Source organism: Hyphobacterium sp. CCMP332, assembly GCF_014323565.1.
Lineage (GTDB): Bacteria > Pseudomonadota > Alphaproteobacteria > Caulobacterales > Maricaulaceae > Hyphobacterium.
Genome location: NZ_CP058669.1, coordinates 951,395 through 969,470, shown reverse-complemented (window position 1 = coordinate 969,470; position 18,076 = coordinate 951,395). Strand labels below are relative to the sequence as shown.

The window sequence follows — 18,076 nt, the reverse complement described above, 5'->3', positions numbered from 1 at the left end:
CCATGGACTGGATTGAGCCCATTGCCTCGTCGCCCGGCGGGTTGACGGTCGGCGGCGCACCGGAAGGCTATGACGCGCTGGTCCTTGCGCAGGCTCTCATCAAACGTGGTGGTACGGCCCTGTTTATCGCGCGGGACGATTCACGCGCTGCGGCCTTTGAGTCCGCCTGGCAATTCTTTGCGTCCAAAATTCCGGCCTTGCGGCTGCCGTCATGGGATTGTCAGCCCTATGACAGGGTATCACCCAGTCCGCGCGTGGCGGCGCGGCGGTCAGCGACGCTGGCCTGGCTTGCGACGCGTTCACTGAACGAGAAATCGCCTCTCCTGATAATTGCAACGATCAATGCGGTCACGCAGAAGTGCGCCCCCCGGGCCACGATGGCAGCCCGCGGTTTTCAGGCCAAGCCCGGAGAGGTCATCGATCTGGAGGAATTGAAAACCTACCTCACGGCGAATGGCTATGCCCGGACGACTACGGTTCGGGAACCGGGTGACTTCGCCATTCGCGGGGGCGTTGTGGACGCATTTCCACCGGGGCGTGAAGAACCGGTCCGTCTGGATATGTTCGGGGATACGCTGGAGTCGGTTCGCTCTTTTGATCCTGAAACGCAGCGCTCCACCCGGCAGCTGAAAGTCATTACCTTTTCGCCGGTGAGCGAGTTGTTTCTCGATGAAGCCAGCATTTCGCGTTTTCGCTCCGGCTATGTGCGGGAATTCGGCGCGATAACGGATGGCGATCCGGTTTATGAGGGTGTGAGTGCGGGGCACAGACCACAGGGGATCGAGCACTGGTTACCGCTGTTTCACGAAACTCTGGAAACCCCCTTTGACTATCTCGGGTCCGATGCCCTGATTGCCGTCGACCATCAGGCGTCAGACGCGCTCGTCCAGCGCGATGAACTGGTGTCGGATTATTATGACGCCCGCAAAACGGCAGCCGGGACGGTGAAGGGTGGCATCAAGGCTCCGACATACCGTGCGCTTGCCCCGTCAGCGCTGTACCTGACTTCCGAGAATTTTGTTGCTGCCCTGAACGGGATGGACGTTCGCCGCTTTACACCCTTCAATGAGCCTGACGCGTTTGATGCCGGCGGCCGTCAGGGCCGCAGTTTCGCTGCGGAACGGGCGGCAGAAGGTGTCAATATCTTTGATGTCACCGCCAAATACATCCAGTCCCAACTGTCTTTCGGGAAGCGGGTTGTTATTGCCTCCTGGACGGAAGGGGCGTCGGACCGGATGGGCAGCGTGCTTGCCGATCATGGTCTCAAAACCCCGCTGCCTGCGAATAGCTGGGCGGATATTCAAAAAGCATCGGCAAATACGGCTCTGCGCACCGTATTGCCGCTGGAACACGGCTTTGAAGCCGCTGATCTGGTTGTCCTGTCCGAGCAGGATGTGTTGGGAGACAGGCTGGCACGTCCGCGCCGGAAAAAGGGCGCCGAGGTTATTCTGGAGGCAGGATCGCTGGGTGTTGGTGATCTGGTTGTGCACAGTGACCACGGATTGGGCCGGTATCTCGGTCTGAAAACACTGGACGTTCATGAAGCGCCGCATGATTGCCTGGAAATTGAATATTCCGGCGGTTCGAAGCTGTTCTTGCCGGTCGAAAACATTGAACTCCTTTCGCGATACGGCAATGAAAGCGATGGAATTCAGCTCGACAAGCTGGGGGGCGTGGCCTGGCAGGCGCGCAAGGCCAAGGCCAAAAAGCGCCTGCGCGATATGGCCGAAGAGCTCATCCGCGTCGCAGCGCAGCGCAATGCCCGTAAAGCGGATGTGATCACGCCGCCTAGCGGGACCTATGACGAGTTCAGTGCAGCTTTTCCCTATGTGGAAACCGATGATCAGCTTTCTGCGATCGAAGATGTCTTCGGAGACCTCGCCAGCGGGCGGCCGATGGACCGGCTCATTTGCGGCGATGTCGGCTTTGGCAAGACCGAGGTGGCGCTGCGCGCGGCGTTCATCACCGCCATGGAAGGCCGTCAGGTCGCGGTCGTTGCCCCGACGACGCTGCTTGCCCGCCAGCATTTCAAGACGTTTTCCGAGCGCTTCCGTAACTGGCCGGTGAAGGTGCGGCATTTGTCGCGACTGGTGCCGGCGAAGGAAGCCGCGCTGACGAAAAAGGAATTACAGGACGGCAAGGCCGAGATCGTCGTCGGAACGCATGCCCTGTTGTCAGACTCAGTGAAATTTTCGGACCTTGGCCTGCTGATCGTCGATGAAGAACAGCATTTCGGTGTGAAGCACAAGGAACGGCTAAAAGCGTTGCGGACCAACGTTCACGTCCTGACGCTGACCGCGACGCCGATCCCCCGGACGCTGCAGCTCGCGTTAACAGGCATACGCGATCTTTCCATTATCGCGACGCCGCCAATCGACCGGTTGGCAGTGCGGACCTATGTGTCTCCCTTTGATCCGGTGACCGTGCGCGAAGCCCTGCTTCGCGAAAAGTACCGGGGCGGACTCAGTTATTTCGTTGCCCCGCGGATTACCGATCTCGATTCGATGGCCGTTTATTTGCGCGAGCAGGTCCCGGAAGTTTCCTTTATGGTCGCGCATGGTCAGATGGCGCCGACGCGTCTCGAAGACATCATGACGGCGTTCTATGAGGGGCGATATGACGTTCTGGTATCGACATCCATCGTTGAATCCGGACTGGACATACCGACGGCCAACACGCTGATTATCTATCGTGCAGATCGTTTTGGCCTGGCTCAGCTGTATCAGTTACGGGGCCGTGTCGGACGGTCGAAAACGCGGGCCTATGCCCACCTCACAACCTCGCCGAACCAGCAGATTACGGCGCAGGCGGAACGCCGTCTGCAAGTGCTTCATTCGCTCGATACGCTTGGCGCCGGATTCTCTCTGGCGAGTCACGATCTCGACATAAGAGGCGGCGGCAATCTGCTGGGTGAAGAGCAGTCCGGGCATATCCGCGATGTTGGCGTTGAACTCTACCAGTCCATGCTGGAAGAGGCTGTTTCCTCGCTTCAGAATGACCGCGAAGAGGATGATCGTGACTGGTCACCGGCCATCAATGCGGGCGCAGCGGTCCTGATCCCGGAGAGCTATGTCGCCGACCTGGATCTGCGTCTGCAGCTCTATCGCCGGGTATCGAACCTCGCCAACAAGGGCGAGCGTGAGGCTTTTGCCGCTGAATTGATTGACCGCTTCGGCCCCTTGCCGGAAGAGGTTGAGCAGCTCATGCATGTCATGCAGGTCAAAACGCTCTGCAAGATTGCGGGTGTTCAAAAAATCGATGCCGGCCCGAAGGGGGCGACGATCCAGTTCCGAAATGGCGAGTTTGCCGACCCCGTTGGTCTGGTAAAACTGATTACGGACAATCCGCGTGAATTCCGCGTGCGCCCGGATCAGAAACTGCTTATCGCAGGCGACTGGCCGGAGCCAAGACAACGCCTGAGGGGTATGGAGCGCGCCCTGGCACGGCTAGCAGACCTCGCACGGCGAAGCTAGACCGCTTCCATCCGCTCCCTGTCCAGAAGGCGTGAGCCGCGCTCCATGAGCGCTTCGGCTGTTTCTTCTCCCGCGGCTTCCAGCGAAACGCAATGAACGTTCAGGCGGAAGGGATAGAGCGGATCATCACCGTCAAAGGCCGTACAATCGGCAACAGCCGCAATGCGCTCGGCCACGCACGCCGCGCCGTCCTTGCTCGTATACGGCAGAATGGCTGCGTATAAATCGGGGGAGATGAGTGCCGGGAAATCTTCTGCACGTAAGAGATGCCGCAACATGGCGGCAAACTGAACCTTTGCTGCGCTCAATTTTTCCTGACTGACGGATGTCTCCGGTGCCTCGATCGAGATCAGCACCAGACCGGTAGATTTTCGCGACCTCGCTGCCGTATTCAGCAGATCCTGCAAATGCGCCAATGCCAGTTTTGGCCGGTAAAGCCCGAGTTCGGCATCCGTTGTGGACCGCGCCCGGCAGTTTTCCAGAACGGTTTTCGCCGCGCGCCGGCGGCGGCGTTCATCTGCCAGGCGTAAAACGCGCGCGCTAATCTCGGCCGATGAGGCGTTGTCGGGAAGAATATCAGAGACACCCCGCGCGAAAGCTTCGTCAGCGGATTCATACCTTCCGGACGGTGTGAGCAATAACACCGGAGTGTGATACAGACGGGCATTGCGCCGCATGGCCGATGAAATGGTGAAAGCCAGCTCTTTCTTGTTGATCGCGTTCAGAATGACGGCATCGAAGGGCCGTTCATGCAAGTAATCAAATGCCGAAAAAGACGAAAAAGCGGCGACCATACCCGTGTCGGCAGAATTCAACGCATGGCGAATGGCCATGAAGCGGGATGTCGCATCTCCGACGAACAATACCGTTGGACGTTTCTCGTTGAGCACATCTGAGTTGACGGAATGACCAAACACTTCAGCAGCGGCTCGGCGGCGGCGCGCCACATCTTCCATGACCCAGAGGCGCCGCAATGATTGCACCCGATTTGCCAATTGAACAGCTGAAACGGGGCGGCGAAGCCAGCCATCAAAGCCCTCAGGCGGTGTTTCGCTGTCAGAAATGAGAATGACCGGCGGGCGGGTCCTGGATTGACCGCCGTGCAGGTTGGCCAATTCCCTGGCTTTATCCGGATCGGATGTACAGATGACGATGGCATCGAGGCGGTCAGCCGGAACCGGCTGGTCGACGGAAACGGCGCGCGTTGCAATCCGGTAAACCTCGAGGTCTGCAGGATTTAATGACAGGTTTCCGTCTGCATCTATGAGTGCGATATTCAGCATGCGAGGCAAGCCTTCCCCCGAGGCAACAATCCCCACGTTGTCACAAAAATGCGATGGGGGAAACAGCGTAACAGATAGCGGAAATTTCGTTCATATAGCGTTCAAGCGCGGTTCGTTATTCCTGTTCCCGAGATCAACGGACACCTTCTTGTCCCTCGCACGTTCGTTGTCTTGGCCGGGAAACCGGTCCTATCTATCCCAGATGCGCCAGCCTGCACCCACAGGCTGGCGTTTTTGTTTCGGAATCTGCCAATTCAGGGTATTGGCTCCTCCATGAAACGATTGCAGATTTTTGTAGGTATCTACCAGGACGTCGTGAAACCGGTCCTCGACTGGCCGCCAGTGGCGATCCTGATCGCTTCGGTCAGCCGTACGATGGCTCGGGAAGTCATGCTGTTTGCCGGAGGCGTATCCTTCTTCACCTTGCTTGCAGTGTTTCCACTGATCGCCGTAGCAGCCGTCGCATACGGCCTGATTTTTGATGCGACCGACGCCAGCCAGCAATTGTCGCGATTGTCCAGCATCATGCCGGAAACTGCACAGGCTTTTGTCGAGACCCAGATTTCGCCACTGGCCGAAACCTCCAGGGCGGTATTGTCATTGCAGGGCCTGCTGGCGCTGACCATTACTGTTTTTGCGGCGTCCAGAGGCGCGAAGGCGCTCATTGCCGGTCTGAACCAGATTGCCGGTATGGGGGACTTCCGGAACATCATAAAATTCAATGTTCTGGCTATCGTGACGGTGGTTGTTGGTGGCGTGCTGCTGATTGTCTCGAACATCGTTGTGCTGACGATACCGAATATTGTCCGGCCCGCCATAAGATGGCTGGGATGGGAAATCTCGATCGTCAATTCGGTGTTCAATGAATGGACGGCGGTCAGCGTTACCATGATTTCAGCGCTGGTGCTGCTTTACCGTTATCTGATGCGCAGGGCAGGGGAAATCAGCTGGGTTGCATCTCTGATCGCGGCCTCGGCGGCGTGTGCGCTTTGGCTCTCGCTGTCCGCCGGCTTTTCATACTATGTCAGTGGCTGGGTCAATCCAACGGCCTATGGTTCGATCGGCGCCTTGATCGTCTTCCTGCTCTGGATTTATTGGGGTTCCTACACGGTCTTTTTCGGCGGAGCGATGGCTGTGGAAATCGACAAGTGGCGATTGCGGCACACCAAGCCGCCTGCGGAAGACTAAGCGCCAAGAGCTCGCGGGAGCGGCAGGCTGATCTCTCGCCTCAGAGTCAGGGAATTGGCCCATGGCACGATAAGATCGAGCGTTTCGCGGTGGCTCGCTTCGATCGCGGCTTCGTCTTGTCCGCGCGTTTCGGGATCATAGGCCTCACCGGACTCCTTGGAATTCTGCCGGAAAACCGGGCCCGAGACGGCCGCGTCGATCTGATCGTTTGTGAGGCGCAATTTTAGTTGCCGCGCAACCGCTTTCAGTGTCGGAGCGGTATCGGCGAGAAGGTCCTTGAAATCCAGAGAGGCGAGGTCTGATTGCATATCGAGATGGCTTGAAAACTCCTCCATCTGGTGCCGCCAGACCAAAGCCGCGACCTGCAGATCGGTCAAGCCCATTGCCTGCCGGTGTGGAATGGCCGACAGGCCACCAGGGTCAAGAGAAAAAATATTGTATTGCAAACGCACGAAACCCTTGCAGGCCTCACCTTTCTTGATCACCGACACCAGAAAACTGCGTAAATCGCCATAAAGTATGAGAGCGGGCGCACCCGCTTTTCGAACGGCGCCGATCAGATTGTTGGCCGAATTGGTGGGCTTGACGAGGACGCGTCCCCCTTTTGTAAAAGGCCGCGCCAGAAGGCCAAATACAAACTCGCACAGCGTCTGCGCGGCTTCCGGATTGCGCTTCAGGCCCTCATCGACCCTCAGCGCATTGGCGAGCTGCATCAGAATGTCCGGTTCTTTCAGTGCGAGGCAGGTGCCCGGCGCGTCGAGTGCGCGTGCCAGCAGGGTCGAGCAGCAGAAAGCGGAGTGAAACAGAAAAGCCGGCATACGAGGCTTTCGGGATTTGTCCGATTTCCAGACTTTCATTGCTTCGGACAGGCGCAGATCGGTGCGTCCGGTGACAATCGGCGCCATGCGCTGATCAAGAAAGGCGGTTTTGGCGAGCCCGTCGCGTGTCACACGCGCGAAGCGGATGATATCCCTGCCAGTGTCGATGGCTTCGGGAAACCAGGCCGGATCGACGAGTATCGCATCAGGATTTGTCATCGGCTGCAATTACCTTGATTCAAGGGCGGGCATTGGCTGGCCCCGCTTTCGCAAAGGCGCTAAGAGAAGCTCAAACTGATATGATTGAGCGCGTCTGGAAAGGCTGCCATGGCAGTTCAGGCTCGGTCAATCGTCCCGATGATCTGAACGGAGACCGTGAATGGGTAAGCTTTACAAGGATGCTGCCACGGCACTGGACGGCGTGCTGTTTGACGGCATGACCATCATGGCTGGCGGATTTGGCCTGTGCGGTATTCCAGAGAATGCCATTCAGGCCATTCTCGATTCCGGCGTCAAGGACCTGACGATCATATCCAATAATTGCGGTGTGGACGGGTTTGGTCTTGGCAAGCTGCTGGATGCGAAGCGGATCAAGAAAATGGTGTCGTCCTATGTTGGCGAGAACAAGGAATTCGAGCGGCAATTCCTGTCGGGCGAGCTGGAGCTGGAGTTCAATCCGCAAGGCACACTGGCCGAACGTATCCGTGCGGGCGGTGCCGGTATTCCCGGATTCTACGTCAAGACCGGCGTTGGAACGGTGATCGCCGAGGGCAAGGATCACCGCGACTTTGACGGCGAGACCTACATCATGGAGACGGGGCTGACGGCGGATCTCTCCATTGTGAAAGCCTGGAAGGCCGACACGCAAGGCAATCTGATTTACCGGAAAACCGCACGGAATTTCAATCCGATGATGGCCACTGCCGGTAAGGTCACATTGGCCGAGGTTGAGGAGATTGTGGAAGTTGGCGAGCTCGATGCCGATAACATCCACACACCTGGCATTTTCGTTCAGCGCCTGATCAAGGGCGAGTTTGAGAAACGCATCGAGCAGCGCACTACGCGCGCGAAGGAGGCTTGATCATGGCCTGGACACGCGAAGACATGGCGCGCCGCTCGGCGCAGGAAATGGAAGACGGATTCTACGTCAATCTGGGTATCGGTATCCCGACTTTGGTAGCAAATTTCATCGATGAGAGCATTGATGTCACGCTGCAATCCGAAAACGGCATGCTGGGGATGGGACCTTTTCCCTATGAGGGCGAAGAAGATCCGGACCTGATCAATGCCGGCAAGCAAACGATCACCGAATTGCGGCGGACCAGCTATTTTTCATCCGCCGACAGCTTCGGCATGATCCGGGGCGGGCATATCGACCTGTCCATCCTCGGGGCCATGGAGGTCTCGGAAGCCGGCGATATCGCCAACTGGATGATCCCGGGCAAAATGGTCAAGGGTATGGGCGGCGCCATGGATCTGGTTGCCGGGGTCAAACGGGTTGTGGTGATCATGGATCATACGTCCAAAGCCGGTGATCCGAAGCTGTTGAAGCAATGCTCCCTGCCGCTGACCGGCACAGGCGTTGTCGATCGGATCATAACCAATCTGGGCGTTTTTGACGTGACCGGCGACGGGCTGGTTCTGGTTGAGCTCGCCCCGGAGGTGACGGTGGACGAGGTTCAGAAAAACACCGAGGCCAAATTCAAGTTGGCTGAGGGGTTGGCGGCGTAGCCGACGATTTTCAGGGGGCCGGCCGCCGTAGCGTCAGCATACCGGAACATTGATCGCGAGACCGCCCTGCGAGGTCTCCTTGTATTTGTCTGACATGTCCTTGGCGACGTCGCTCATCGTCTTGATGACCTGATCCAGCGAAACCTTGTGTTCGCCATCGCCGGACAGGGCGAGGCGGGCGGCATCAATGGCTTTGACGGCGCCGATGGCGTTGCGCTCGATGCAGGGGATCTGAACGAGGCCCGCGACGGGATCGCAGGTCAGGCCGAGATTATGCTCCATGCCGATTTCGGCGGCATTCTCGATCTGCTGGTTGGTGCCGCCAAGGGCCGCCGCAAGGCCACCGGCGGCCATCGAGCAGGCGACACCGACTTCACCCTGGCATCCGGCTTCTGCGCCGGAAATGGAGGCATTCTTCTTGTAAAGCGCGCCAATGGCGGCTGCGGTCAGGAAGAAGCGCAACATGCATTCGGTATCGCCTGTGCGGCGATGATGGCGGTCGAAATAGCGGGCCACGGAAGGAATGATACCGGCGGCGCCATTGGTCGGGGCTGTCACCACCCGGCCCCCGGCGGCGTTTTCCTCGTTGACGGCCATGGCCCAGAGATTGATCCAGTCCATGGCGGTGAGGGGATCAGCCTCGGCCTTGTCCGGGTTTTCCAGAAGGGAGCGATGCATTTTTGCGGCGCGCCGCTTCACATTCAGCCCGCCGGGCAGGATGCCATCATGTCTCAGGCCGCGATCAATGCAGTCCTCCATGGCTTTCCAGATGGTTCTGATGCCATCCCGGATTTCGTCTTCCGACCGGAAGGCCATTTCATTCGCCAGCATGATCTCGGGGATCGACAAACCGTGCTCTTTGCCCAGCGCGATGAGTTCATCGCCTGAATTGAAGGGGTAGGGTTCGCCGTCCTGGTCACCGACGGCAGAATTGCGGCCCGCTTCCTGTTCATCGATGACAAATCCGCCGCCGATCGAATACCAAATCTCTTCGCGCAAGACTTCGCCATATTTATCCAAGGCCCGGAATTTCATGGCATTTGAATGAAACGGTAGTCGGGTGCCGCCGTCAAAAATCAGGTCTTCGTCCACGTTGAATCCGATGTCGTGCTGACCCGCCGCCTTCAACGTGCCGTCCTTTCGGATGCGTTCGATCTTGCCGGCCATCGTGTCCGGATCGATTCTGGCGGGATCCTCGCCTTCCAGTCCGAGCAATACGGCGTTGTCGGTGCCGTGCCCGACGCCGGTGAAGGCGAGGGAGCCATAGAGCTCGGCTTGCAGGCGCGCAATCCGGTCAAGGCCATGTTCGTCCCGGACACGCGAAACAAATGTCCCGGCAGCTTTCATAGGCCCGACAGTGTGCGAACTGGAGGGGCCGACACCAATCTTGAAGAGGTCGAAGACACCGAGGTGCATTTGCTATCCTTCGCCCAATCCGCGATCGGGGGTGAATGCGTTGAAGCAAAGAATTGTCTGCGTGTCCTTGATGCCTGGAAGGACCTGAATTCGCTGGTTCACGAAGCGGCCGATATCCTCATCGGCTTCCACCGAGAAGTGGGCCAGAAGGTCATAGACACCGGATACCGAATGGACGTGGCGGGCCTCGTCGATCTGATCGACGATATCGCTGGCGACGTCATAGGTCTTGCCCAGCTCGCATTTGATGAAAACGTAGAATTGACGCATTGCATCCTCTTAGACTGTTGCCGGTTTTCTAGGCGGAAAACCCTCTGCTTCCTACATGGAATGTCCGCCGTTGAGTGCAATGGCCTGACCATTGATGCTGCGGCTGTCCGGATGACAGAGCCAGCCGGCGATCTCGGCGACTTCCTCGACCTCCAGAAGCCGGCCTTGCGGATTGTTCTTGGCGAGCTCGGCGATGGCCTGTTCGCGTGTCGCTCCGGTTTTCTCGATGATTGTCCGGATGGCGCCTTCGGCCATTTCGGTGCGGACATAGCCCGGACAGATGGCATTGACGGTTGTGTTGGTCTTCGCCCATTCCGCTGAGAGGGCGCGGGTCATGCCGATCACGGCGTGTTTGGAGGCGCAATAGTGGGTAATGTAGGGGCCGCCTGACAGGCCGGCGATGGATGAAATGTTGATCACCCGCCCGGACTCTGCGGTCCGCATGTCATTCGCGACCGCCTTGGTGCAGCGGAATACGCCGGTGACATTTACATCCTGAATCCGGAGAAATTCATCTTCGCCCATCCGGTGGAAGGGCGCAGAGGAGGCAATGCCGGCATTGTTCACGAGGATCGAGATCGGGCCATCGCGGCGCGCGTCTTCGAAGGCGGCCTCGACAGCGGCACTGTCGGTTACATCACACTGAATGGCGCGCGCGCGCTCAACTGTTTTCGCTTGCGTTTCCAGACGCTCCAGATTGCGCCCCATCAACACACAATTTGCGCCATCCGCTGCCAACCGCCTGGCAATGGCCAAGCCAATACCCGTTCCACCACCGGTGATGACGGCGGTCTGTCCCTTCAGATGTCCCATCTGTCTATCCCTTTTTCCATTGTCCGAATGTCCCGCCGGTTTCCGCCAATTCCCGGATCAGAGGGGCGGGCGCCCACCATTTCGGGCCGTATTTTTCCTGATAAAATTCAAGGCGCTCGAGAATATGCTTTGCGCCCAGTTCGTCCGCATAGCACATCGGTCCGCCGCGATAGCGCGGAAAGCCATAGCCATTAGCGTATACGACATCGATGTCACTGGCCCGCTGGGCAATGCCTTCTGACAGTATGGCGGCGCCTTCATTGATCAGCGCCAGCATGCACCGTTCGACAATTTCCTCAGGCGCTACGTCGCGCCGCTTGACGCCGTACTCGGCCGCCAGCGTCTCGATCATGGCCATCACGTCGGGGTCAGGCTCCGGTGAACGGCTTCCCGGTGCGTAATTGAATATTCCGGCCCCTGTCTTCTGACCTTTGCGGCCCATTTCGACGAGGCGGTCCTGAAGGACGGAGGCGAGGGGTTCATAGTCTTCGCCGGCTGTCATTGAACGGCGATTGTCATAGCCGATATCAAGCCCGGCAAGGTCGGCCATGGCGAGGGGGCCCATCGGCATACCAAAGCCATAAAGGGCCTTGTCAACGTCTTCCGGAGCCGCCCCTTCCATCATGCAAAGGCCCGCTTCCCGGCCATATCCCTTCAGCATGCGATTGCCGATAAAGCCGTGACAGACGCCGGACACAACCGGCACTTTCTTGATTTTTCTTGCGGCATCCAGTGCGGTCGCTAGTGCAGTGTCTGACGTTTTGTCTCCGCGCACGATTTCGAGCAGGCGCATCACATTGGCCGGCGAGAAGAAGTGCATACCCAGAACGCGCGACGGATCTTTCGTTCCGGCGGCAATGGCATCGACGTCGAGATAGGAGGTATTCGTGGCGAGGATGGCATCGGGCCGGGCGACACGGTCGAGTTCGGCGAAAACGTCTTTCTTGACGTCCATCCGCTCGAAGACCGCTTCAATAATCAGATCGCAGGCCGCAAACGCCTCCCAATTATCCGCGGGCTGTATCCGGTCATATCGATCCAGAGCCTCGGCCTCGCTGGTCCGCCCCTTTGCGGCCGACGCCATGTAGAGGCTGCGGATTTTTTCCAGTCCTGCCTTCAATGCTTCGGCATTGGCATCATACAGCCGGACCGCGAAGCCGGCATTGGCGAAAGCCATGGCGATGCCGCCGCCCATCGTTCCGGAGCCGACCACGCCAATCAGCCCCAGCGATTTTGGCGCGGCGTTCAGGCCATCGACTTTTGCCGACAGGCGTTCGGAAAAGAAAAGGTGTCGCATGGCGCGGGATTGAGATCCGCCAATCAGTTCCAGAAAGAGTTCGCGTTCCTTTTCCAGTCCCGCCTCAAAAGGCAGTGTGGCAGAAGCAAGGACTGCCTCGGTGGCTTTCCCGACCGCAATCTGACCGCGGCGCGCCTTTGCCGCCTTGGCCAGTTCGGCATCGATTGCAGGCTGATCGATGCTGGGCGCCGGTAAATCCCTGATGCGGCGTTTGACAGTTTTCGTCCGCGCGAAGGCGATGGTGGCTTCCAGAATATCGCCGTCTGACATCTCATCGCAGAGCCCGATCTCGACGGCCCGCGCCGCGGAGACGGGTTTGCCATCCAGAGTCATGGCGAGCGTTGCGGCGATCCCCGCAAGGCGTGGTGCGCGCTGCGTCCCACCCGCGCCCGGGAAAATGCCGAGGTCTATCTCGGGAAATCCCACCCGTGCTTTGCGGTCAATCACGCGATAATCACAACCGAGAGCGGTTTCGAGACCGCCTCCGAGCGCCATGCCGTGAATGGCAGCGACAACGGGTACGGGGCAATTCTCAAGCGCGGCTATCATGTCGGGCAATGACGGTGAGAGCGGCGGCTTGCCAAATTCGGTTATGTCGGCACCGGCAAAGAAAGTGCGTCCTTCGCAATGGAGAACAACGCACCTTGCATCGCCAACTTCCGTCAATGCTTTGACCACGCCGTCGCGCACGGCATGGCCCAGCGCGTTCACGGGCGGGTTATTGACGCGGATGATCAGGCATTCTTCACGGCGTTCTGTATTGACGATATCGCTCATGTTACAGCAGCCTTCTGTTTGAACAGGGCCTGATCCCATTCGTTCGATGTCATGACATCGCGCAGGATGTCCACAGCGTTCCAGACATCCACGTAGGAAATGTAGAGGGGAGCAAACCCGAAACGGAGAATGTCGGGCGCTCTGAAGTCCCCAATCACTCCGCGGGCTATAAGTGCCTGCATGATGGCGTAGCCATCCGGATGATGAAAACTGACCTGACTGCCGCGCTCGGCGGCATTGGTCGGGCAGGCAGGATCAAAGCCGAAGTCGGCACATTGTTCCTGAACGAGCTGAATGAAAAGATCACCCAGGGCGGACGATTTTTGTCTCAGCGCCAGCATGTCGGCTTCGAGCATCAGATCGACGCCAACCTCCAGCGCGGCGCACCCGATAATTCCCGGTGTTCCGCATTGAAAGCGGTTTATGCCGGGGGCGGGGGTATAGCGATCGTCGAAGGCAAAGGGCTGCTTGTGGCCCAGCCAACCGGAAAGAGCCGGGAAGACTTTTTCCTGATGTCGTCTGGCCACAAAGGTAAAGGCCGGTGCGCCGGGGCCACCATTGAGGTATTTGTATCCGCAACCGATGGCGAAATCAGCATTACAGCCGTTAAGATCAACCGGCATTGCTCCGCAGGAATGTGAGAGGTCCCAGATCACCGGGACGCCTTTTGCATGGGCGGCGGCCGTTATCGCCTTCATGTCCCGCAGACGGCCTGTCTTGTAATGCGTGTGGGTTAAAAGAAGCGCCGCGGTGGTCTCGTTCAGACTTTCGACGACGTTTCCGGGCTCGACCAGCCGCGCCGTGATGCGGTCCGGGGCGATACTCGCCAACCCTTCGATCATATAGGCGTCGGTCGGAAAATTGCCGGTCTCGGTGACCAGCGTCTTGCGTGTAGAATCAATCTGAAGACATGCGTTCAGGCATTTGAAAACATTTATGGATGTGCTGTCACCAACGATCACCTCTCCGTCGTCTGCGCCGATCAGCCTTGCGATCTTGTCGCCGATGCGCGCGGGGGCGTTGATCCAGTCATTCGAATTCCATGACCGGATGAGATCCTGTCCCCATTCGCGTGCGACAACATCGTTGACCCGGTCTTTTGCCGCTTTTGGCAGGCAGCCCAGAGAATTGCCATCGAGATAGATCAAATCGTCCGGGATATCGAAACGCTCGCGAAAAGGCGCGAGTGGGTCGTTTTCGTCCAGAAGCGTGACGTCATCGAGCGTTTTGCGGTTCATCTACAACTCTCTCAAAAGAGCGCGGACCGGTGCGGCATCGGCCCCGTCAATTTTCAGCGGCGCAGCGATCAATTCATACGGACCTTCGCTCACATCATCGAGCACCAGGCCCTCCAGAATGGCCATACCGGCGCGGCGAACTGCATTATGCGCTTCCAGCGTCTTGGAGGTTTCGGGGTCCAGAGACGGTCCATCCATGCCGACCAGCCTGACGCCGGCACTTGCGAGCAGTTCAATGGTTTCAGGGGCAATGGCAGCATAGTCCGATACCCATTGATCATGTGGGAAATGATCGAAGGTCCGGAACAGAATGCGTGCACAGCCGGCGGCATCGGCCAATTCAAAGTCCGAAGGCCGCACCAGATCAATCGCCTTGCGGACATCAAAAACATGGCATCTTCCGACATAGATTTCCGGATCGACCTCGGCGATGGTCTTGCCCTGCGGGTCGTAGTGAAGAGGCGCATCTGCGTGCGCGCCGGAATGGGTCGACAGGGTGAGACGGGATACATTGACCGGACAGCCGGGCTCGATCGTCCAGGTGGGTTCCAGGGAAAAGGGCGTATCTCCCGGCCAGACGGGTAATTGCGGACGCAGCGTCTGGGAAATATCGATCAGGCGTTTCGCCATCAGAGCGAAGTCCTGACCGTCCAGAGTTCCGGGAAAAAGCGCAGCTCCAGCGCCTTTACGAGATAGGAGACTCCGCCGGTTCCGCCCGTGCCGCGGCGATAACCGATGATACGTTCGACGGTCTTCATATGGTTGAAGCGCCAGAGCTGGAATTTATGCTCTACATCTACCAGTTTCTCTGCCATTTCATAGAGTTGCCAATGTTCTTCAATGTTGGAATACACCTCTTTCCATGCGGTCTCCACGGCTGGGGAGGGTTTGTATGGCTGTGACCAGTCGCGGTCGAGGCGATCCGCAGGAATATCAAATCCGGCTTTTGCAAGCTGGCGCAGCGCCTCATCATATATGCTCGGCTTGTTGAGATATTCCCGGACGGCATCGGCCTGCTGCGATTTGCCATGCACCCGGGCCATGGCGGCATTCTTGTTGCCCAAACGGTATTCCAGCATGCGGTATTGATAGCTCTGAAAGCCGGAACTCTGGCCCAGCTTGTCGCGGAATTTCAGATAATCCGCCGGCGTCATGGTAGCGAGAATGGACCATGACTGGGTCAGCTGTTCCTGGATCCGGGCGATGCGTGACAACATCTTCGAGGCGGGTCCGAACTCACCGGCGATGATGCATTCGATAGCCGCATCCAGCTCGTGCAGGCACAGTTTCAGCCATAACTCGGACGCCTGATGGATGATGATGAACATCATCTCGTCGTGCTCGGTGGTCATCGGCTGTTGTGCTTTCAGGACGCCGTCCAGCTTCAGATAGGCACCGTAGGAGAGGCCGCCTTCGGGGGACCAGTGAACGTCTTCACCGGACAGATCGACTGAAGTCGAGATGGATTCAGGCATTTGCAGATTCCATTTGTTTTGAATTGCGGAGAGCCTAGTCCGAGTGCTGCCACGACGGAAGGCGGCATGATGTATTGCGTTCAATAGCCCCGGAAATAAAAAGGGCGGCCCCGGAAGACCGCCCTCATTCATGCGCTGAAAGGGTTTACCAGCCGCAATTGCGGCCTTCGTTTTCTTCTTCCAGATACGTCATCAGCGGCTGGAAATAGGCAATGATGGCCGAGCCATCCATTTCGCGCGTGCCAGTGAAGGCTTCGAGCGCATCCGGCCATGGCTGGGAGGCGCCCATTTCCAACATTTCATTGAAGCGGGCACCGACTTCCTCATTGCCATAGACCGTACAACGATGCAGCGGGCCGTCCCAACCGGCCATTTCGCAAGCGGCCTGCTGGAACTGGAATTGCAGAATATAGCTCAGGAAATAGCGCAGATAAGGCACATTATTGGCGATGTGGTATTTCGCGCCCGGGTCAAAGGCGTCCGCAGGCCGCTCGACCGGCGGATAAACGCCCTGATACTGGTTGCGAAGCTCCCACCATGCCGTGTTGTAATCTTCCGGCGTGATCTCGCCCCGGAAGACGCGCCAGCGCCATTGATCCATCATGACGGCGAAGGGCAGGAAGGCGATCTTGTCGAGCGCCAGGTCCATCAGAAGGCCGAGGTCGGCGTCCTCGCCCGGCACCTGATCCTGATCAAGCAGATCAATCTGGACGAGGTATTCAGGCGTCACCGAAAGCGCAACAAAATCGCCGATAGCTTCGTGGAAGCCGTCATGAGCGCCATTCTGGAACAGCGTATCCTGATCCTGATAGGCCCGTTGGTAATAGTTATGGCCCAGCTCATGGTGGACAGTGCGGAAATCCTCGGCATTGACGTTTGTACACATCTTGATGCGGATATCGTCGCGGGAATCGAGATTCCATGCCGAAGGATGGCAGACGACTTCCCGGTCACGCGGGCGGGTGATCAATGACCGGTCCCAGAAGGATTGCGGCAGCGGATCAAGGCCAAGCGAGGTGTAGAAGCGTTCGCCGGTTTCCACCATTTCGCGTGCGTCATAATCAGCATCTACCAGGAGCTGGGTGAGGTCATAGCTTTCGCCTCCGCCCTCGACACCGGCGATATCGCGGATCGGTCCCCAGCCCTGGGCCCACATATTACCCAGCAAATCAGCGCGGATCATACCGGTTTCAGCCTGAACCTCGGTGCCGTATTCGGCGCTCAACTCACCGCGCACGGCGCAGTGAAGCTGTTCGTAAAGCGGCTCGACCTGTCCCCAGAGGCGTTCCACCTCGGCTTCCATCTCATCGGCCGGCATGTCGTAATTCGACAACCACATTTCGGCGAGATCGGAAAAGCCGAGCTCGCGTGCGCCCTCATTGGCCAGATCGACCATGGCGGCATAATCCTGACTCATCTGCCCCGGATCGATGGCATTGCGCCACTGGCTCCACATTGCGGTCAGGACTTCCGGATCGCGCACAGTGCCCATGAGCACTTCCATCGTGTCGAGGGGAACCGCGTCAAGATCAACGTCCTCGCGTCCGGTTGCTTCAGTGATTTCGGCGGCGGTGATGAGCTCAGGATCGAGGGAGACCGTGCCGGTCGAATAGGCCGAGCTCATTCGCGTGGTCAGTTCCGCCAATTCCTCGGCCGCTCCGGACCGGGACGGGGCGGGCAGGGTGATGCCCGCTGTCAGATTGGTCATCTTGCGGCGCAGATCCAGTGGCAGATCCAGCTCAGCGAAAGGAGCCGTGCCGAGGGCCATGCGGACGGCCATTTCGGTGCCTTCGGCACTGACGCGGCTGACCAGAAATTCCGTGTCCTCGGTGATGAAGTTGGAATAGACCCAGAAAACGCGGCTGGCATATTCGTTGAATTCCGCGAGTTCCTGCTCGGTTGAGGCAAGAAACGCTTCGGCATCCGCGACATTCGGTTCGCTGGTTTCCGCTGCCATTTCGACATTGGCGGTCCCATCCGCATTTGAGGTGTCCTGGCCTACCGCCTCGCTCTCGCCACATGCGGCAAGGGACAACAGGGCCATGCCTGCGACACCATACATCCACGTCTTCATGATTTCTCTCCTGAGACACTAAATTCTTGGCGCCAGTATTGCCACGATATCAATGAATGTAACCCCGACAAATGCAAGGCTCTGAATTCGCGAGCATATCGGAGCTTTGCGCTTGTGATCAGGGACATCGTATCGCTGCGGCCGAAGGACGTGCCTTAATTTTCATTAACGAATTGTCTTGTCGCCGCGTTTGCAATTTGCGTATGTTTCCTTCTGGCGGGGA

At 58.2% G+C, this 18,076-nt stretch carries 14 protein-coding genes; 4 read left to right on the top strand and 10 right to left on the bottom strand.

Going from position 1 to position 18,076, the window contains the following annotated elements; all coding sequences use genetic code 11:
* Positions 1–2: 2 nt before the first annotated feature.
* Positions 3–3,473 (top strand): transcription-repair coupling factor, encoded by a 3,471-nt coding sequence (gene mfd / locus HXX25_RS04890; RefSeq protein WP_187167388.1) that lies wholly within the window; start codon positions 3–5, stop codon positions 3,471–3,473.
* Here the strand turns inward: mfd and HXX25_RS04885 are convergent.
* Positions 3,470–4,756, bottom strand: coding sequence for a hypothetical protein (locus HXX25_RS04885; RefSeq protein ID WP_187167387.1), 1,287 nt, complete (start codon positions 4,754–4,756; stop codon positions 3,470–3,472). The genes mfd and HXX25_RS04885 overlap by 4 nt on opposite strands.
* Before the next feature lie 273 nt (positions 4,757–5,029).
* Here HXX25_RS04885 and HXX25_RS04880 point away from each other — a divergent pair, with 273 nt between their 5' ends.
* A complete protein-coding gene (locus HXX25_RS04880; protein WP_187167386.1) occupies positions 5,030–5,944 on the top strand; it encodes a YihY/virulence factor BrkB family protein in 915 nt (304 codons plus the stop codon).
* Here the strand turns inward: HXX25_RS04880 and HXX25_RS04875 are convergent.
* On the bottom strand, positions 5,941–6,981 hold the full coding sequence (locus HXX25_RS04875) for a hypothetical protein (protein ID WP_187167385.1): 1,041 nt from the start codon (positions 6,979–6,981) through the stop codon (positions 5,941–5,943). The genes HXX25_RS04880 and HXX25_RS04875 overlap by 4 nt on opposite strands.
* A 160-nt stretch (positions 6,982–7,141) precedes the next feature.
* Between HXX25_RS04875 and HXX25_RS04870 the strand changes: the two genes are divergently transcribed.
* Positions 7,142–7,843 carry a CoA transferase subunit A gene (locus HXX25_RS04870; RefSeq protein WP_187167384.1) on the top strand — a complete coding sequence of 234 codons (702 nt, stop codon included), beginning with the start codon at positions 7,142–7,144 and terminating at the stop codon, positions 7,841–7,843.
* Between the two features lie 2 nt (positions 7,844–7,845).
* The gene (locus HXX25_RS04865; protein ID WP_187167383.1) at positions 7,846–8,493 is read left to right on the top strand and encodes a CoA transferase subunit B; all 648 of its coding nucleotides are present in this window, start codon (positions 7,846–7,848) and stop codon (positions 8,491–8,493) included.
* A gap of 33 nt (positions 8,494–8,526) precedes the next feature.
* Here the strand turns inward: HXX25_RS04865 and HXX25_RS04860 are convergent, their stop codons facing one another.
* The 8 genes from HXX25_RS04860 to HXX25_RS04825 all read right to left on the bottom strand — a co-directional run bounded on the left by HXX25_RS04860 (position 8,527) and on the right by HXX25_RS04825 (position 17,853).
* Positions 8,527–9,909 carry an L-serine ammonia-lyase gene (locus HXX25_RS04860; protein ID WP_187167382.1) on the bottom strand — a complete coding sequence of 461 codons (1,383 nt, stop codon included), beginning with the start codon at positions 9,907–9,909 and terminating at the stop codon, positions 8,527–8,529.
* A 3-nt stretch (positions 9,910–9,912) separates the two neighbouring features.
* The gene (locus HXX25_RS04855) at positions 9,913–10,179 is read right to left on the bottom strand and encodes an Lrp/AsnC ligand binding domain-containing protein (RefSeq protein WP_187167381.1); all 267 of its coding nucleotides are present in this window, start codon (positions 10,177–10,179) and stop codon (positions 9,913–9,915) included.
* A gap of 51 nt (positions 10,180–10,230) precedes the next feature.
* Positions 10,231–10,992, bottom strand: coding sequence for an SDR family NAD(P)-dependent oxidoreductase (locus HXX25_RS04850; protein ID WP_187167380.1), 762 nt, complete (start codon positions 10,990–10,992; stop codon positions 10,231–10,233).
* A 4-nt stretch (positions 10,993–10,996) separates the two neighbouring features.
* Positions 10,997–13,066: a 3-hydroxyacyl-CoA dehydrogenase NAD-binding domain-containing protein gene (locus HXX25_RS04845; protein ID WP_187167379.1), complete on the bottom strand. Its 2,070-nt coding sequence runs from the start codon at positions 13,064–13,066 to the stop codon at positions 10,997–10,999.
* The gene (gene kynU / locus HXX25_RS04840; RefSeq protein WP_187167378.1) at positions 13,063–14,304 is read right to left on the bottom strand and encodes a kynureninase; all 1,242 of its coding nucleotides are present in this window, start codon (positions 14,302–14,304) and stop codon (positions 13,063–13,065) included. Before kynU ends, HXX25_RS04845 begins: the two co-directional genes overlap by 4 nt.
* A complete protein-coding gene (gene kynB, locus HXX25_RS04835) occupies positions 14,305–14,934 on the bottom strand; it encodes an arylformamidase (protein ID WP_187167377.1) in 630 nt (209 codons plus the stop codon).
* Entirely contained in the window at positions 14,934–15,779 is an 846-nt protein-coding gene (locus HXX25_RS04830; protein ID WP_187167376.1) for a tryptophan 2,3-dioxygenase, read from the bottom strand. The genes kynB and HXX25_RS04830 overlap by 1 nt, the downstream gene beginning before the upstream one ends.
* Positions 15,780–15,924: 145 nt before the next feature.
* The gene (locus HXX25_RS04825) at positions 15,925–17,853 is read right to left on the bottom strand and encodes a M2 family metallopeptidase (RefSeq protein ID WP_187167375.1); all 1,929 of its coding nucleotides are present in this window, start codon (positions 17,851–17,853) and stop codon (positions 15,925–15,927) included.
* Positions 17,854–18,076: the final 223 nt, after the last annotated feature.

Coding starts and splice junctions, on each gene's coding strand:
- mfd (WP_187167388.1), top strand. CDS start 3: ATGGACTGGATTGAGCCCATTGCCTCGTCGCCCGGCGGGTTGACGGTC.
- HXX25_RS04885 (WP_187167387.1), bottom strand. CDS start 4,756: ATGCTGAATATCGCACTCATAGATGCAGACGGAAACCTGTCATTAAAT.
- HXX25_RS04880 (WP_187167386.1), top strand. CDS start 5,030: ATGAAACGATTGCAGATTTTTGTAGGTATCTACCAGGACGTCGTGAAA.
- HXX25_RS04875 (WP_187167385.1), bottom strand. CDS start 6,981: ATGACAAATCCTGATGCGATACTCGTCGATCCGGCCTGGTTTCCCGAA.
- HXX25_RS04870 (WP_187167384.1), top strand. CDS start 7,142: ATGGGTAAGCTTTACAAGGATGCTGCCACGGCACTGGACGGCGTGCTG.
- HXX25_RS04865 (WP_187167383.1), top strand. CDS start 7,846: ATGGCCTGGACACGCGAAGACATGGCGCGCCGCTCGGCGCAGGAAATG.
- HXX25_RS04860 (WP_187167382.1), bottom strand. CDS start 9,909: ATGCACCTCGGTGTCTTCGACCTCTTCAAGATTGGTGTCGGCCCCTCC.
- HXX25_RS04855 (WP_187167381.1), bottom strand. CDS start 10,179: ATGCGTCAATTCTACGTTTTCATCAAATGCGAGCTGGGCAAGACCTAT.
- HXX25_RS04850 (WP_187167380.1), bottom strand. CDS start 10,992: ATGGGACATCTGAAGGGACAGACCGCCGTCATCACCGGTGGTGGAACG.
- HXX25_RS04845 (WP_187167379.1), bottom strand. CDS start 13,066: ATGAGCGATATCGTCAATACAGAACGCCGTGAAGAATGCCTGATCATC.
- kynU (WP_187167378.1), bottom strand. CDS start 14,304: ATGAACCGCAAAACGCTCGATGACGTCACGCTTCTGGACGAAAACGAC.
- kynB (WP_187167377.1), bottom strand. CDS start 14,934: ATGGCGAAACGCCTGATCGATATTTCCCAGACGCTGCGTCCGCAATTA.
- HXX25_RS04830 (WP_187167376.1), bottom strand. CDS start 15,779: ATGCCTGAATCCATCTCGACTTCAGTCGATCTGTCCGGTGAAGACGTT.
- HXX25_RS04825 (WP_187167375.1), bottom strand. CDS start 17,853: ATGAAGACGTGGATGTATGGTGTCGCAGGCATGGCCCTGTTGTCCCTT.